Source organism: Ruegeria sp. BG6, from assembly GCF_056538465.1.
In genome coordinates this window covers 240908-257987 of the sequence record NZ_JBQFTB010000002.1, presented here as the reverse complement: position 1 = coordinate 257987, position 17080 = coordinate 240908, and the positions used below count along the sequence as shown (strand labels likewise).

Below are 17080 nucleotides of genomic sequence, written 5' to 3'. Positions count from 1 at the left end.
GCCGATGCAGGAAATTGTGACTCCAAGGGTGGTCATTATCGGCGCCGGGCTGGCCGCCGTTTACGCCGCGTTGAAACTGGCACCACGACCCGTTGTCATGATTTCGCCCGAGCCGCTGGGGTCAGGGGCCAGTTCCGCATGGGCACAAGGCGGGGTCGCCGCTGCCATGGCTCCGGGTGACAGTCCTGAAGCCCATACCGAAGACACCATCCGTGCCGGGGCCGGGTCCGTTCTGCGTGAGGTTGCCGAATACGTGACCCGCTCTGCCCGCGACCATGTTCTGGATCTGACTGATCTGGGTACTGATTTCGATCGCACGCCGGACGGGGCCTATATTCAATCCCGCGAGGCCGCCCATTCCGCTGCGCGCGTGGTGCGGGTGAAAGGGGATCAGGCAGGCGCGGAAATCATGCGCGCTCTGATTGCCGAATTGCGCCGGACCCCGTCGGTTCAGGTGATCGAAGGGGTTCAGGCCATCGGGCTGGAAAGCGACGGCAAACATGTAAGCGGCGTCTACCTGACTGCTGCCACCGACAACGGCGCCAAACCAGTGCTTCTGCGCGGGGCCGCACACGTTCTGGCGACTGGCGGGTCCGCGGGGTTATACGCCCAAACCACCAATCCGGCGCGTATTCGCGGGCAGGGGATCGGCATGGCCGCCCGTGCCGGGGCGCGAATAGCTGATGCTGAGTTCGTCCAGTTTCATCCGACCGCAATGGATGTCGGCGAAGATCCAACGCCTCTGGCCACCGAGGCATTGCGCGGTGAAGGGGCGGTTCTGATCGACAAAGCCGGGAAGTGCTTCATGCAAGGGGTTCATGCAGATGGTGATCTGGCGCCCCGCGATATTGTTGCCCGGGCAGTTTACTTGCAGGCGCAATCCGGACAGCGGCCTGCGCTGGACACAAGGGCGGCCATTGGTGTGGAAATCACAACACAATTTCCGGCCGTGACCGACGCCTGTATTCGCAATGGGGTGGATCCCGTTTCCCAACCGATCCCTGTCACGCCCGCAGCTCACTACCACATGGGGGGTGTTGAAGTAGAACTTAACGGCCGCAGCACCCTCACAGGGCTTTGGGTTTGTGGCGAAGCCGCATCCACGGGCCTGCACGGAGCCAATCGCCTCGCCTCAAACGGGTTGCTGGAGGCTCTGGTCTTTGCGCGCACCTGCGCGCAAGACATCGCAGTCAATACGCCGGCAGAACCTTGTCCCAAGGTTGCGATACACTTGTCCACGGGTGATCCGAGGGCAGAGGTCCCGGCGGTTTCAATTCTGCGGCGGGTCATGACGGATTACGTGGGCGTTGTTCGGAACGGCAAGGGATTGCACCGGGCGCTGTCCGAAATCGCCAGGCTCGAAAAACAAAACGCGGCGTCGGCCAGTTTTCTGAACATGACTGCAACCGCCACCCTGATTACCGCGGCCGCGCTGATGCGCGAAGAAAGCCGCGGCGCGCATTTTCGGTCCGATTTTCCACAGACAGATCCCGGCCCCGGCAAACGATCAGCTTTGACACTCGGCGAGGCCGTGACACTACGCGACCGCATCGCAAAGGTTCCACAATGACAATCCCGACAGTGCCTGACATGATCCTGGAGCCCCTTGTCCGGGCCGCATTGATGGAGGATCTCGGCTCCAATGGCGACATCACCACCCTGACCGTTATTCCGGCAGGAACGCAGTACACGGCCCGTCTCAACGCGCGCGAAGACGCTGTTGTTTCCGGAATGCAGATCGCGGAACTGGCTTTCCGCCTGGTCGACCCGTCACTTCAGATTACACCGCTTGTTGCCGACGGACAGCGGAGCGCCAAAGGTGAAACGCTGATGGAAATCAGGGGCAGCGCCGCCTCGATCCTGTCCGGAGAGCGCGTCGCGCTGAACTTTGCCGGACGTTTGACTGGCGTGGCGACAAAAACAGCGGCCCTTGTGGCGGAAACCAAAGGTACAAAGGCGCGCATCACCTGCACCCGCAAGACCACGCCCGGGCTGCGTCTGGTCGAAAAACAGGCGGTCCTGCATGGCGGCGGTTTCAATCACCGTTTTTCCCTGTCAGATGCAATCCTGATCAAGGACAACCACATCGCCGCCGCCGGTGGGATCGCCGCCGTTCTGCGGGCTACGAAATCCCGTGCCTCACACATGATGAAGGTCGAGATCGAGGTCGACCGCCTGGATCAACTGGCTGAAGTCCTGGATGTCGGTGGCGCGGATGTGGTTCTTCTGGACAATATGCCCGTGGAAACCCTGGAAAACGCGGTCGAGATGGTCGACGGACGTCTGGTAACCGAGGCGTCGGGCAACGTAACCCGTGAAACGGTAGCAGCAATCGCCGCCACCGGAGTGGACTATATCTCTTCCGGCGCGCTGACCCATTCCTACCGGACAATCGACCTAGGCCTGGATTTCTGAACTGGGCTCATCCCGTCTCAAAAAGCTAACAGGCCACACAGGGTCGAGAGCACAGCGGCCACATCCGAGTGAGGAGCGCAAGTTTTTCTCAAAACGCCCCATCTCAGATTGACGTTCGCTTCGAATTGACTAGAAAAGGCCGTCACAGTCCGGCCCAATACAGGGCTTGGCGAACATAACTAGGCCGCTGTAGCTCAGCTGGTAGAGCACGTCATTCGTAATGATGGGGTCGGGGGTTCGAGTCCCTTCAGCGGCACCACTTTAACATCCAGTTTCGCCTGATTCTGACTGATAGTAGCTTGTAGTTGCAGGATTTCTACTGTCAGATTGTCCGATGTTGTCCTGCTGCGTGCGCTAAGATCTACCCCCCAAATGGGGTACCGAATAGGGGTACGTGCCACACGATGACTGGAATGTACCCCCAATGCCTGTCTTGAGCGACGCACGGATTCGGACTCTGAAACCCAAGGAAAAGCCCTACAAGAAAGCCAACTTTGACGGACTTTATTTGCTGGTGAAGCCGAACGCTTCGAAACTCTGGCGCTTCAAGTATCGTTGGCTTCAAAAGGAAAAGCTGCTGGCGCTGGGCAGGTATCCTGAAGTGACACTAGCTGATGCGCGACGGAAACGGCAACGCCCGCAGCCTGATCGCAAATGGCGAAGATCCTTCCAGCGTTCGCAAAGACAAAAAAGCCAGAGAAGAGGCAGAGAACAACGCTACCTTCTCCAAGTTGGCAGCAGAACTGATGGAAAAGAAGCGCAGCGAAGGCCGTGTCGAAGCAACGCTGACAAAGACTGCCTGGCTTCACCGGCTACTTTCCGCAGACATCGGGAAAATGCCGATCGCGAAAACAGCAGCACGGGATATTCTGGTTCCGCTGCAGAAGATGGAAAAAAGGCAATCACGAAAGCGCCGTACGGATACGGTCTGCTGCCGGTGCTGTCTTTCACTATGTCATCGCCCTAGGACTGGTGGACAAAGATCCGACATACGGTTTGAAGGATGTCCTGATCCGACCCCAAGTGCAGCACCGCGCGGAAATCACTGATCCGGCGCAGGTCGGTGCACTGCTCCGGGCTATCGACGGGTTTGCCGGTCAAAGAGCTACGCGTCTCGCGTTGTAACTGCTCGTGTTGACTGCCCTGCGCCCCGGAGAGATGAAGTCCGGACTTCGGACTCTTGTGCACTATTGTCTGTCCTCTGCTTGCTGAACACAATAGTGGACCAGTTCGATTGGGTAGGCTCAGGGCTTTTCACGAAGAGGAGGTATGATCGCGCGTCCTTTACCTCTTTTTGACTCCGGCGGTGGCGGCGGCAATGGATCGTCTGCCGTAGACTTTGCCTCTATTTGGGCCTTATCTAGTAGAAGTTGTGTGACCAAGCCGGTCGCCATGCTAGTGCCCGAATATCTTCGCACCGAGCCGCTGTAGTAACCTGCCCCCAACAGGCCGCGCCGAATCCGGCTCCGGTCGCCGGGTGCCGAAGTCGTGGGTTTTTTCGTGTCTAGCGCTCCGTTCTGCGTGAATGTGAAACCTTCACCCGAATAAGGCGACATTTTTCGATCGAACATAAAATGCGCTGCGACGACAGTGGTGTTATTGCCGGTCGCGATATCGCTGAGAGTGCCGTCCCGATCCACGGAACCCGCCTTGCGGAACCGACGAACACGATTGTCCAAATTGTCCTCTAGGCTGTCGCCGCGTAGGGAAGGCCCTTCCAGATAAGATTGCCGCGCGCCAGTCTTTTCGCCGCGCAATGGGTCATCGCGCTCGACCCAGATCATGACTTCTTCACCAGCGTGGATCAAGTCTCCCTTACCCTCTAGCGTCAATTGCCACACCCCGGCGAGGTCAGGCCGGCCGCCTTTGTAGTAGCCGCTATCGCGATGGACGGCATTGTGGCGCACCGCCAGAGTAATCGCAACACGTTCGTGCAGCCCAAAAAATAACGAATCGGTTTCGATGTAGAGGCGCGCCAGAACTTCGCAGCCTTCAGTGTACTCGTAGAACTTGTTCTTTTTTAAGTCGCCAAAGCCGAAAACTCTTGCCTGATGCGCGCCGGGCGGATTGACTGTCAGCTTCAACTTATGCGGATCCGCGCCCTCGGGCAGCCAAATCTGCAAGATGCTGAATGTTCCGTCGCCCGGCTGGATGCGCCAGTCGACGGTTTGACTGCCTCCGTTTATTTTATCGTCGAGGAACCGCGCGTGAAGGTTCGACTCCCGCGTGTTCCCGGCAGCAACATTGACAGCCTTGATCTGCGGGAGGTTCAGCAGCCCGTCGAGATACCACTCGAATTGGCTGAGCCCATCATGGCGTCCGGAGACCGCGCCGAGACTTAGATTGACGTGGATTTCGGGGTTGGTGATCGCGCCAGCAGCTTCCAAAGCTGCCACTCGCTCCAAAATACGGGACATTGCGTAGTAAACGAACCCGAACAGGAACGCGCCGTGGGTTTGCGCAACAGCCCATCGCGGCAGCCGGGCCGCAAAGATCGCGACGTCGTCAGGAACGGCGGGATTCGGATTCGGGCGTCCGGCCGCTTGATCGAGAACATGCGCCCCGTGCGACCGCATCAAAGGCGGCAGATTCCGATCTGGATTTATTGGATAAGCAGTGCTGCGATAGCGTCGGTAAGCCTCTTCTTCAGAGGTCTTTTGGGTCGCTAACGTGTTGAGAATGGTATTGATGTCCGACCGGTACAATTCGGTTGTCACGTCTGCATCCATGTCCCAGAAATACTGGATCCGACTCTGCGTTGGCCCACTGCGGAATCGGTCGTGAAGGAACGGAATGTCCGTGTCTATGATGGCTACGATTTTGCTTGGAATAGAGTTTGGAACCCGCATTCTTTCCGGCAAGGAAATCGCGTCGGTGAATTCGAAAGCCTCGACGCCAGGTGGAAAAGGGGCACCGACGGCCGTGGCTATGATAGACGCATCCGTTCTGTTAATCTCCTCAAGAGCGTACTTGATGCCATCAACTGTATCTTGGTCCGACCTAAACAAACCCGGAAGTAAGTACGGAGGTTCATCAAGGATTCCAGACACAAATAGCGAATCTATTAGTTCCTTTTCGATAAGGATATGTTCTGCGAACAAGTCAAGAAGTTGGTAGAATTCTTTTTGAATGTCAGGAAGTAAACTGCTCGCTGGTAGCCATTCAAGAAGGACGGGTACCAAAACTACCGGTTGTACGCCGCAATTCCGAGGCGGGTTCACGACCGGAAAGGGAAAGATCAGCCAATGCAGGTACGCGTGTTCGTCGAAAAGGGGGCCTAGTGCTAGATTTCCCGCTGTGCTCCACGACGGCATGGGTCAGACCCACTCTTCGCGGGCAAGTTTCCAGAGTTCACCCAACACACCGTCGTCTCCTGAGACCGGCAGTGGATTTACGCCGCCCGTATTCTGCCAAATCAAATCCCAGATTCTGTCGTTGGTGAAGTCGGGCCCGGGGTCGTCCCCTGTCGGTGGGTTGGCAAAGAAGCCCCCCGGGTCAAAACTTCGAGAGACCCAATTGCCAATTCCAGCGCCAGCGGAACTCGCTTTCATTCGGTCCACGAAATAGCGGCCCAGCGTCAAACCGAGATGCGCGCCCGCGCGGCTGTCAACCGGATAGTGCACGCCCGCGATGGTGCGGTTGTTGGCAATCCTGTGAGCGAGAATCCGCAACTGGTTGATCTTCTTGGTGGCGTCGATTTCAAGACCCGGAGTTCCGCTGGCTTCGTTAATTAAAGTAGCCAACGTGAACGCGATTACATGCGCCTCGGTGGCGTGTCCGCTTGGATATGCAGAATGGTTCGGGGTCGGGATCATTGGCTGGACCTGGGCCGACAACTCATGCGGTCGGCGCACGGCCATCGCGTGCTTGAAACGCATCTCGATTTTCACCGTGGTGCGCCAGATACTTCCGATTAACTCCATGGTCATCGGTGTGCGGGCCCAGTCCACAAAAGCAATAGTCTGAAAAAAGCTGAAAACATCTCCGATCTGGGCAAGAATTTCCCCTTGACGGTCGGCTCTGAGGTCGGCCCAGGCAATGATCTGTACAAGTTGGCGCTTAAACTGCTGCTCTGTTGGCCTAGTCATCCAGAAAATGGGCACGTTGGCTCCGCCCGCTCCTGCTTCAATAGTAGCGAATGTGTCGCGGTCGATTGGATCGCGATGCCATAGAGATGCACGTGGCGGAGTATCTTTGGTCAGGACAAACTGTAACGGCTCTGCCAATGCAAAATCGAACACCAGTGCCCGAACCCAAGGCGCCCAGAGCTTAAGGTTTTTGTGGTCGCCGGGAACGCCGATTTCGTGATGCTTGAAGTCCCCACCCGGAGGAACGTAAGTCCCGACAATCCCATCGCGCGTAGTCAACTGGCCTCCGGAGAGCCATGCGCTGACGCCAACGCCGCCTACACCACCGACGCCTCCAACGCCGCCTACACCACCGACGCCTCCAACGCCGCCTACACCACCGACGCCTCCAACGCCGCCTACACCACCGACGCCTCCAACGCCGAATGTGCCCCACGCGCTGCGACAGGGTTCTTTTAACCAACTTTTGAACATTTCGCCCCCCGTGAATAAGAGTTTGAATATGGCCTGCAAAAAAAAATGTAATTTATCTCTAGTTTACATATATCCGCGAAAAATTCGACAAAAAAGGGATTTGGACCGAAGCTATGGTACATACTCAACTTCGCAGAGGTAATTTTCCACATTTTTTTGGCATCTTTTTTTTGGCTCATTGCACGAAAAGACTCCCAATCCTGGCGGCATCGTTTGGGTCAAATAGGCAAGAATTGCGATCCTGTCAGACCCTAATAGCGTAGTCAGATTTACTACAACTTTGCGGGGCGTAGCACGAAACGTCAGGGCAGTTTCGGCAAGTTATCGAGGTCTAATAGCCCTGAAATTCGCAGCGCAGGTACAGGATAGTCCGGATCGGCGAAATCACTAAGCTCAAAGCCAGGCTCTAATTTGCGGAGGCGTTCGAGTGCGCTTCGCGCGCGCTCATAGTCGCCCTTAGAAATATAAGCGACGAGCAGATATCGAAGCGCTGGTCGGAATTCTGGGGACACCGCATTGACCGTCTCGCCGATAGAAATGCCCTCGTCGACATGTCCGGACAATATTGCAGCTATGCAGGTTACGCAATCGACTAGGTGTCGGTAGGGTCCTTCCCCTGAAATTGCACGGGCTCGAAGAAGACACTCATATGCTCCCGCGTACTCATTGCGGTAGAGCTTTGCATTACCAAGAAATGTCCAACCTAAGATGCTATTGGGGTTTAGTCGCAAGCTGCGCTCGGCCAACTCGTGAGAGACTTCAAATTCTTCCAGGACAAAACCATAGATGTTTGACGCAAGCGCCAGAACTACCGAATTATGCGGCTCTAGTTCGATGGCTCGGCGTATCAACGACCGTGTCTCGTTTTTCAGCTCCGTTTTGTTTGTTGAACGACGTTCACCCACGGTGAAGCATGCCAGAAAAGCCTGCCAAGCGAGGTAAATTCCGCGAGGTTCTTGTTCGAAGCAGTCCTGAAAACTTTTCCTCAGTACATTGTATTCGGAGCCTTTCGTCTTCAGCATTTTCTGGACTGGACTAAAGAACAGACTCGTGTACCCTCCCTTCAGACTTGGATGTGGCCACTCTGCCAGCGCGTCTATCGTTCTGTCCACGCCTTCGTTGACGATCCTTGATATCTGAATATCGGTTTCATGAGCTCCTTTCCTAAGCAGTTTGGTGGTTATTTGCCACGAGATGTTGCACATAGGCCCAGACACGAGTTGCAAACGAGTGAACAAGAAATCGCCGGCTTCGCTTTCTGCGAGTTCTAGTCGAAACGCACTTTTGGATAATTCGGTTTTTGGGCTGTCGGCCCAAACGATTTCAACTGAGCCAAATTCGGAGACACCGTTTGCGATCGATTGCAGGATGTACGTACCATAGACCTCCACGCCGGCTGACGACGAAGCAAGCTCCAGTATAGGTCTGTTGAAATCGACGTCATCCTCATGCGCTCCTAAATCTTGCAGCGGGATCTGCGTTCGGCGGTCGCTTACCCAGTCATTGAATTTGGGATCATGAACAACTAGGCCGTCAAGAAACTCCAGTCCGGAGCGTGAAGCATTGGCACGCGCTCTGGTATCATGCCAATCTGATTTCGTGCGCTTCGAATCCAACCAAACCGAACGTCGATCTGCTCCAAGGACATCGCGGAACGGACCAAGCGCACGGCGAATTTCAGTCAGGGTTTTTCGCAGGTCAACACCGCCTTTTTCCGACTGTTGATCCGACCACAGTTTTTCTTGCAGGCTGATACGGCTGCAAGAAAGGTTGGGCGCATCTAGAAGCACAGCAATCATACCACGCGCCTTCATTGATTGCGGTGTCAAATCAAGGCCGCGTGGCCCCCTAATTCGAAAAGCGCCCATTACTGATACGAATATGCCATCGAAATATTCGTTTTTTGTCTTTCCGATTTTTTCAGCGATGGGGGCTTCGGCACCCCCACTGCCAAAAAAAAGTTGCTCCCGACTTCCGGTCAAACTGTTAGCGGACTCTACGACTCTCTGCGGCTGTCTGGAGAAAACCAGATTCCGGCCATCAGGGACCCAGCGCCATACTTGTAATGGGCGATCAATGTTCTTGACGTTTTGCGCACCCAAATCTTCGAATGTAAAGCCGGTGCGGTCGCGAACCTCTTCGTAGACTTTGCCAGATACACTTATCCCGCCCGGTTCGGACATCTCTTCGAGGCGCGCAGCCACATTCACACCGTCACCGTAGATATCGTCTCCATCAATAACCACATCGCCAAGATTTATGCCGATGCGAAATTCGATTCGCCTTTCTTTTGGAAAGCCGGCGTTGTGATCGATCATCGCTTTTTGTGTTTCAACGGCTGCGTGTACAGCATCCACTACGCTTGGAAACTCCACCAACATACCGTCGCCCATAAGCTTTACAATTCGTCCGTGATATGCAGCAATTTTGGGGTCGACTACAGCTGCGCGTATCGATTTAAGGGCAGCTATCGTGCCTTCTTCGTCTGAACGGACCAAACGTGAGTAACCAACAACATCAGCGGTCAGAATAGCTGTGAGACGGCGATCCATTAACTTGACCCTCATTTTGAAGGTTATCGACGAAGGACACGGAAATCTATTTTAACTTAATAGTAAAAATAGACGCTCAGCGGTAGCCCGAAGTCGAAATCGTCGGAAGTGCGAGCGGGGCGCGGACTGGTATACGGACTTATGCCGAACTTTGTGTTTGACGGGCAACCCAGTACGCTCAACTGGATCAGATTGAAGATATGCGGTCAAGGAATCCAGAGAATATTGCGCTGAAACTATCTATCGCCCTGGGAAAGCCAGTCCACGATTGCGCTACAAGCGCAAGAGGACACTAAACTATCTGATGGGCGAAGTGTCCAACACAGGTGTCAAAAAATGGCAGCGACATTATTAGTGTGCTCGTAAGTTGTCACGTACTCTAAGGCACTATAGCAAAGGGATGCTTTGTCCCACTTAGCTGAAAATACTTGGTGAATTGCAGATGTTGCTATCGCGCCAAACCTGACATTTAAGTTGCGTTCGGCAACAATCGTTGCCGAACGCAACCAACGATACTGCGAAACCACCTCAGCCACTCCGGCTCGGGCGGTTTTTGCCTTTGTATCAGACACTACGGAAAAAATACCGACAGGATCTCCGTAAAGATCGTTATCATACCATCTTCAGAGGGTGTCAGCACGAATTTTTCGATGAGAACGGGCAGACTGTCGACGGCCTTCTACCTCTTGCTTGGCAATCGACTTGCTATTGTTACAGGTGCCCCTGTTGCGTGCAGTTGAGCACCCAACGTGGGTCTGCTAGATCATCGACATGCCTCCGACGCAATGTCCGCAGATAACCACCCTGGAAAGCAGGCAGCGCGGGCGTCGAGCATTGCCCAGGAAGCCGCTGCGGATTCCCCGTTCGCCGCCAAACCTACGTCAGCCTTGTCCGCGTGGCAGCCGTTGGTGTTGTGCAACGTTGGGTCTGCTATACGTCTTCAAGCGGACATTGAAGCACACGGCCACTAAGAGCCGTTCGGAGCCCAAATTGCACTTAACTACCGTGCTCGCAAAAACACCGAGGCGGTAGTAATGGGCCCGAAGCGGCCGTTCGTTGCACTTGGTTTGAGCGACTGCCAGGCGGACTGCCCACTGGCTACGTCGCTATAAGTTTGTGGCTTAATTTCAGTGATCCCCGCGCCAACCGCCGGGAGACTGCGCAGCATATTCCTGACAATTGTCGCATCTTCGTGCATGATGAAAAACAGGCACACTATTTTTGCCTTCCGGGAAGTGTTTGAATTCTCAAGAGGCGCACAATGGAAATATTTGTTAACGGCATAAACACGGTTCTTTGGAACTACGTATTGATTTACGGACTTCTTGCGACCGGTATCTTTTTTACAATTCGTCTTGGCGCACTTCAGTTTCTCCATTTTGGGGAAATGGTGCGCGTGCTCACTTCTGCAAAGAGTACAGACAAAAGAGGTATTACTCCTTTTCAAGCCCTGACAGTGAGCCTGGCTTCACGTGTCGGTACTGGTAATCTGGCTGGCGTAGCCGTGGCCCTGACCTTGGGAGGTCCAGGCGCCATCTTTTGGATGTGGATCGTGGCATTGGTTGGAATGGCCACGGCTTATTCTGAAAGTACTTTGGCCCAACTCTATAAAGTCACATCGTCCAACGGAAGGTTCAGGGGAGGTCCCGCGTTCTACATGGCCAACGCCTTGAATGCGCCTTGGGCTGGAGTCATTTTCTCGATCTGCCTGATAGTCAGCTTTGGTTTGGTTTTTGTTGCCGTCCAATCCAACTCGATTGCTGAAGCTTTCGAGGGCGCGTTCGGGCTGAACAAGTTGGTCGTTGGCATAGCGCTTGCTGCAGCCGCAGCGGTAGTAATATTCGGTGGAATAAGAACCATCGCAAAGTTTGCAGAGATTGTCGTACCGCTTATGGCGGGTCTGTACCTCTTGCTTGCCTGCGTTGTCGTAATCCTGAACATTTCCGAAGTACCCGCTATGTTGTGGTCGATTGTTGCCGGGGCATTTGGCCTTCAGGAAGCTGCCGGAGGCGTGACAGGAGGTGTCATGGCTGCAGCACTTAACGGCATCAAACGGGGGCTTTTCTCAAACGAAGCGGGCATGGGTTCAGCACCAAACATTGCAGCAGTCGCCACACCTGATCCTCACCACCCTTCCAGCCAAGGATTCGTTCAGGCATTTGGGTGTTTCGTGGATACGATTTTGGTCGCAACGGCCACTGCATTGCTAATACTTCTATCAGGCGCAATCGAAATTGATGGGCCTACCGGAATGCGACTTACTCAAGACGCGGCGGCGGTCCATCTTGGCGAAATCGGCCGCCACTTTATCGCGGTTGCTATCGTCTTTTTTGGTTTCACATCCATCCTAGGTAATTACTCATATGCCGAAAACGCGATGACATTCCTAAAATTGGAAGGGAAGCTGCCAATTTACGTCCTGCGATTGGGCTGTCTCGCAATGGTTGTCTGGGGCGCTGTGCAAGCTGTTGCCACAGTGTTCAATTTCGCGGATGCGGCCATGGGAATAATGGCAACCATCAATTTGGTTGCGATACTGCTGCTGTCCGGCACCGTCTATAAACTGACGGTAGACTATTTCTCGCAACGCCGGCAGAACCTTGAGCCTCGCTTTGTTGCCAGCAAATTTCCCGAGCTTAGTAAAGGCGTAGATCACACTGTCTGGACGGAGGAGATCCATGCCGAAACTCAAAAACACTGACGGCGAAAAGCTTCAGGAAGTCTTGGACGATATTGCAGATCGCATAGCCGGCATGTCTGACAGGGGGAAAGTCGCGCAGTATATTCCAGAACTCGCCACAGTCGATCTGAACCAATTCGGCATTGCCGTTGCACCCGTCAACGGTGCGTTAGTGTCCGCTGGAGATGCTGGCAAACTCTTTTCGATTCAGAGCATCTCAAAAGTGTTCTCGCTTACAGTGGCGCTGCAACGGGTTGGCGCCACTTTGTGGCAAAGAGTTGGCCGGGAACCATCTGGCGATCCATTCAATTCCATCGTTCAGCTAGAACACGAGCGCGGAATCCCAAGGAACCCGTTTATCAACCCCGGTGCGATCGTAGTGGCCGATGTTCTGCTCGAAGACCGCTCTTCTGACGAGGCCATCAACGACCTATTGAAGTTGTGCCGAGAGCTTTCAGAGGACGACTCGATTGAGGTCGATTCGTCAGTTGCGGAATCTGAGATGCGAACTGGATCCAGAAACCGTGCGCTTGCCCATTTTATGCAGGCGGAAGGGAATCTTAAGGCGCCGGTAGAGGATGTTCTGTCTCTGTACTTTCGCCAGTGTAGCATCGCCATGTCTTGTGAACAGCTGGCTTTGGCAGGTCGATTTCTTGCCGCAGCGGGTCAAAATCCGGCCAACGGCTCTGCAGTATTGTCGGCGCAACGAGCAAGAAGAGTTACTGCACTGATGATGATGTGTGGATCATACGATGCTTCGGGTGAGTTCGCCTTCCGTGTTGGCCTTCCAGCGAAAAGCGGCGTAGGCGGCGGCATCTTGTGCATTGTACCTGGTATCGCATCTGTAGTCGCCTGGAGCCCTGGGCTCGACTCAAAGGGCAATTCTCATTTGGCAACCATCGCATTTCAAGAGTTGGTCCGCGCGACAGGGTGGTCTATCTTCGGACCAAGTGCGTAACCGAAGTTGGGTGAACTGGGTTCAAGTGAATTGAATTTTGCTTCAATGACCGACAATGAACACCAGGGAAGTGAAACCTGTCTCCCAATTTCCAAGTTCAATTCTGCCACGTTCTTTTCGCAGAGAAATACTGCAAGGTGGTTACACAGTCCTCGCCTAGGAACGATATACGCCACGTTTGTACTGCTAGGATTTGTAGGTGGCGGTATTGCGTAACTAAAGGCAGGCAAATTTCAAAACGTGCCTCGGCTAAAGAAGGAAAACCCATGCGCTTGCTTTCAGTACTTTTTGTTTCGGTTCTATTCACAACCGGCGCAGTTGCTCAGACAATCGAAAGAATAACAAAAAATAACGAAATCCGATTTGGTTTTCGAACAGATGCTGCTCCATTGTCTTACGTTAACGACCAAGGTCGGCCGTTTGGTCTGTCACCATTAATTTGCGATCAAGTAGCGCAGGCTGTTGCGAAGAAACTGGATCTAAAGGACTTAAACGTTCAGTTCATTCCGGTCGACTCCAAGGATCGTTTCGACAAAGTTGCCTCCGGAGAGATAGATATACTTTGCGGGGCAGCGACTATCACGCTTTCTCGTCGCGAAATTGTTGATTTCTCAATCCCTACCTTTGTTGATGGTACTTCCATATTGTTACCAATCGAGGCTGAGGGCACCATGAGCGCACTCGCGGGGAAAAAGGTTGGCATGAGAAGCAGCACAACAACTGAAGCCTCCGTACAGAATACATTTGATGCCGCAGGCATCGACGCCAGGATGGTTCGGTTTGCTTCACATCCAGACGGAATCAAGGCGCTCCGAGACGGTAAAATCGACGCGTATTTTGCAGATCAGTCGATTTTGCTAGTCAACTACATTGCTGCGGGATTGAAAGGCAAATTCAAGTTATCCCAAGAAATTCTGACGATAGAAAAGCAAGGGTTAGCCATCGCGAGGGGCGATGATGACTTTCGACTGATCGTTGATACTATTCTGTCCGAAATGTATGCCCGGGGCACTATGGAAGAGATTTTTCGCACCGCGTTGCCAGGGATCGAGCCCAGCGAAGCTTTAAAAGCTCTGTATATTATTGCGCCTACTAATCCTTGAAACGCATCACGTGGAACATGTTTGTTGCGATTTAATTGGCCATTGCAATGGAGGCCGGTTTGCCCGCGCAGCGGTCATTTAGGAACTACTAACGACCGGCCGATTAGGTTCGACTGCGACAAACAGGCGAGGCAATGCGGTAGCGGTTTTTTATAGTTAATTCGCCTCCCAAAACGGGCATAGTCACATCAGGCAAGGGCTCAAGACATATCGTTCGCTGCTTTTTGCTTCAGCGGCTGGTTGCAGCCCAAGGCGGGCTTTGAAGTTCGAGCATCACAATTCCAGCTTTGCCGGCTGCTGTATATTTCTATGCTACGAATCCAGACATCTTAGTAGCGAAATACGTTTCGGTGCTTTGAAGGAAGCGACGGTCGCTCAATCAGGGTAGGCGCTGTTCGCGAATTGCTGGACCGGATCAAACCGCACGGCCTGACAAGAGGGCAATTGGGGCTCAGCATGGGCGGTGCCCGGACAAACGTTTGGGTCCAGAGTTACCGTTGGCGTGTGCTACCGCGTTCCGAAGCGTTCAAGAGCGAAGGTTGGAACTAGCTCTCGGATTTCAACGTTCCCCGATGATCGGAAAATCGAAGGTCGTGCCTTTGAACGGTTCATCTCTGTACCGGAAATGCCACCACTCCTTTGCGAAATTGCTGAAGCCGAACCTATCCATAGTTTCGATAAGGAATTTGCGGTTCTTCTGCGCAGTTTCGGAGATGGCCGTGCTATCGGAATGGCTCAGCGGATCGAAGAAATCGAACCGTGTTCCCATGTCAAGGTAAGCGGGTTTTCCCAAAGCCGTACGCGCCAAAGTGAGGTCGACGGTCCCCCCAGAGGAATGGCCTGATCGGTGTGCAACGTAACCTTTAGCGATAAGCTGACTGGCCTTGATGTTAGGGTGGTAACGACGATCGGACCAGTCATTGCCCGACACGTATGCCACCATGTCGGAAACCGCACGGGCAGGGCGGTAACAATCGAAGACAACAAGAGTGAGCCCCATCTCGCGGATTTCCGTCTGAATGGAAGAAAGCGCCTTGGCAGCCTGCTCGACGAGGATACAGGATGGAGTGTGATAACCGTTCAGCGGCCTGCCGACGAAGTTGTTCCCGACTGCATACCGAATGTCCTCGACGATCGTTCCGTCAATTTCATGCAAAAATACAAAGCCATCTGGCAGGCCCTGCGAAAAACAAGGACGGACAGCCGCCAGCAGGACGCAAACAGCACCCGTGATTGACGCCGAACGCAGGCACCTCACTGGAGTTGCAACTCGCTGATCGCGGTATCGCGGTACTTCGTCCCTCTGTGAACACCTGTGAGTGTCAAAGTGACCCAGGCGATTTCGCCCAGTTGGGGCAGATCCAAGACTTGGTAACCGCCCTTGTCGGCCACTTGGATTTCACTGCTGAATCCGGTCGAGGTCTGAACATTGAAGGATTTGACTCGATTGTTCTTCGAATAGACCCCCTGATTTTTGTTGTATCCGTTGGCGATCACGATCTGATTGACTAGGGTAGGCTGATCGAACGCAAACCGAAGAACCTCGCCAATACCGTCTCCTCCACCGCCTTCGACCCAGGCAGTGCTCATGTTTCTATCAGCAAGGTTGTTGCCCCTGTAGGTATTGCCGGATTGGTCGCCGAGTACCGACGACACGCATAATGTGCCCGGAATTGCGCCAAAAAACTCGGTGTAGCATTCCTGGATGGGAGTATCCGGCAACGGCAAATGTCGGATAGTTTGATCCTGTTTCTCATCCAGTTCGGCAAGCGCCGATCGTGCCAGCGCGACATAAAAATTGTCGGGCGTGTCCTGGTATTCGTTCAGAAATGCCGTCCAGGCGGCCCGGCTGTTGATCTTTTCTGCCAGCGAGAACTTCTGAGCGATCGCGTCGCCAGCCGGTTCAGGCTGCACGGAACCGGAACTCATCGCCGTGTCAGCGGGCTCCGAATGAAAAAAGAAGTCTCCGACGATCGAGCTGGTTTCCCATGGCGTCTGTCTGTCGCCGGTCGCCGCCAAAACTTCGCGCCTCGCCGATTTGAAGACGGATTCAATCGTCCTTCCGCGACCAGAAGCAATCGCCTTGGTCAGAGCGCTTGTGTAGGGCGAATTTCTTCCACTTCCGTCAAGAGCAACATCTCCGGGCGCCGTTGCATATGCGATCAGAGTGCCCTTTGGGGCATCCACCGGTGCCAGCCCCCTGGCTGCGGAGCGTGAAGAACCCGCGAACGGATTATTGCGGCAGGCATCCAGTATCACGATGTTAATGTCTGCGTTCGACGAGTTCATAACCTGCAGGAAGTCGTTCACATTCACCGCTTCAAGATCGATCTCGTCCTCATCAAGTATCCTGGCGTTGACAGGAACCAGATAGTTTTCACCGTTCACCTGCACTCCGTGACCGGCGTAAAAGAACAAGCCCGCATCGACATTCTCGCGCCTCAGGCTTCGGCCGAACTCAAGCAGCGCACGCTTCATTGTCGATTGATCCGCGTCGATCAACTGAGTGACCGAAAACCCGGCCCCACGCAGTGTATCGCTCATCGATAATGCGTCGTTGCCCGGATTGGCCAGCTTGGTGGTGTAAGCGTAATCCGAGTTCCCGATCACAAGCGCGATCCGCTCACCAGGTCCGGTTTTCGATTCAAAGGACATCGCTCCGCGTTCATCTGCAAAGGCAACTGAACAAGCAAAAGCAAAGAGCAACAGAACAGCTGAAGCCACGTTTAGGATTCGCATTGAGATCAACGCCCAGCCTTTCCTGCTTTCTTCCTCTCATGGACACTATCCATTTTGATCCGCTCGCTCCA

The 17080-nt window shown here is 54.1% G+C and carries 12 protein-coding genes, 1 tRNA gene and 1 pseudogene; 9 read left to right on the top strand and 5 right to left on the bottom strand.

The window, feature by feature from the left end; all coding sequences use genetic code 11:
• Nucleotides 1–4 precede the first annotated feature (4 nt).
• The 5 genes and pseudogenes from ACR0JW_RS06065 (at nucleotide 5) to ACR0JW_RS06045 (ending at nucleotide 3464) form a co-directional block, all read left to right on the top strand.
• Nucleotides 5–1570 carry an L-aspartate oxidase gene (locus ACR0JW_RS06065; RefSeq protein ID WP_170824761.1) on the top strand — a complete coding sequence of 522 codons (1566 nt, stop codon included), beginning with the start codon at nucleotides 5–7 and terminating at the stop codon, nucleotides 1568–1570.
• Nucleotides 1567–2415 (top strand): carboxylating nicotinate-nucleotide diphosphorylase, encoded by an 849-nt coding sequence (gene nadC, locus ACR0JW_RS06060; protein ID WP_170679002.1) that lies wholly within the window; start codon nucleotides 1567–1569, stop codon nucleotides 2413–2415. Before ACR0JW_RS06065 ends, nadC begins: the two co-directional genes overlap by 4 nt.
• A 183-nt stretch (nucleotides 2416–2598) precedes the next feature.
• A tRNA-Thr gene (locus ACR0JW_RS06055) sits at nucleotides 2599–2674 on the top strand.
• Nucleotides 2675–2839: 165 nt separating this feature from the next.
• Nucleotides 2840–2992: pseudogene (locus tag ACR0JW_RS06050) on the top strand (Arm DNA-binding domain-containing protein); the annotation flags it as partial.
• A gap of 37 nt (nucleotides 2993–3029) precedes the next feature.
• Entirely contained in the window at nucleotides 3030–3464 is a 435-nt protein-coding gene (locus ACR0JW_RS06045; RefSeq protein WP_480713691.1) for a phage integrase central domain-containing protein, read from the top strand.
• Between the two features lie 195 nt (nucleotides 3465–3659).
• On the opposite strand, the gene ACR0JW_RS06040 is transcribed toward ACR0JW_RS06045, so the two are convergent.
• Entirely contained in the window at nucleotides 3660–5516 is a 1857-nt protein-coding gene (locus tag ACR0JW_RS06040; RefSeq protein ID WP_480713690.1) for a S8/S53 family peptidase, read from the bottom strand.
• Nucleotides 5517–5732: 216 nt separating this feature from the next.
• Complete coding sequence (locus tag ACR0JW_RS06035) at nucleotides 5733–6656, bottom strand: phosphatase PAP2 family protein (protein WP_480713689.1); 924 nt, start codon at nucleotides 6654–6656, stop codon at nucleotides 5733–5735.
• 66 nt (nucleotides 6657–6722) lie between these two features.
• Here ACR0JW_RS06035 and ACR0JW_RS06030 point away from each other — a divergent pair, with 66 nt between their 5' ends.
• Nucleotides 6723–6962, top strand: coding sequence for a hypothetical protein (locus ACR0JW_RS06030; protein ID WP_480713688.1), 240 nt, complete (start codon nucleotides 6723–6725; stop codon nucleotides 6960–6962).
• A gap of 317 nt (nucleotides 6963–7279) precedes the next feature.
• Here the strand turns inward: ACR0JW_RS06030 and ACR0JW_RS06025 are convergent, their stop codons facing one another.
• Nucleotides 7280–9529 carry an adenylate/guanylate cyclase domain-containing protein gene (locus ACR0JW_RS06025; protein WP_170678993.1) on the bottom strand — a complete coding sequence of 750 codons (2250 nt, stop codon included), beginning with the start codon at nucleotides 9527–9529 and terminating at the stop codon, nucleotides 7280–7282.
• A gap of 1261 nt (nucleotides 9530–10790) precedes the next feature.
• Between ACR0JW_RS06025 and ACR0JW_RS06020 the strand changes: the two genes are divergently transcribed.
• The 3 genes from ACR0JW_RS06020 (at nucleotide 10791) to ACR0JW_RS06010 (ending at nucleotide 14270) form a co-directional block, all read left to right on the top strand.
• On the top strand, nucleotides 10791–12230 hold the full coding sequence (locus ACR0JW_RS06020) for an alanine/glycine:cation symporter family protein (protein ID WP_170678991.1): 1440 nt from the start codon (nucleotides 10791–10793) through the stop codon (nucleotides 12228–12230).
• A complete protein-coding gene (locus ACR0JW_RS06015) occupies nucleotides 12208–13167 on the top strand; it encodes a glutaminase (RefSeq protein ID WP_170678990.1) in 960 nt (319 codons plus the stop codon). Before ACR0JW_RS06020 ends, ACR0JW_RS06015 begins: the two co-directional genes overlap by 23 nt.
• Nucleotides 13168–13433: 266 nt before the next feature.
• The gene (locus ACR0JW_RS06010) at nucleotides 13434–14270 is read left to right on the top strand and encodes an amino acid ABC transporter substrate-binding protein (RefSeq protein WP_170678987.1); all 837 of its coding nucleotides are present in this window, start codon (nucleotides 13434–13436) and stop codon (nucleotides 14268–14270) included.
• A gap of 559 nt (nucleotides 14271–14829) precedes the next feature.
• On the opposite strand, the gene ACR0JW_RS06005 is transcribed toward ACR0JW_RS06010, so the two are convergent.
• Both ACR0JW_RS06005 and ACR0JW_RS06000 read right to left on the bottom strand, forming a co-directional pair.
• Entirely contained in the window at nucleotides 14830–15426 is a 597-nt protein-coding gene (locus ACR0JW_RS06005; protein ID WP_170678986.1) for a M15 family metallopeptidase, read from the bottom strand.
• A 98-nt stretch (nucleotides 15427–15524) separates the two neighbouring features.
• On the bottom strand, nucleotides 15525–17009 hold the full coding sequence (locus ACR0JW_RS06000; protein ID WP_480713687.1) for a caspase family protein: 1485 nt from the start codon (nucleotides 17007–17009) through the stop codon (nucleotides 15525–15527).
• Between the last annotated feature and the right edge of the window lie 71 nt (nucleotides 17010–17080).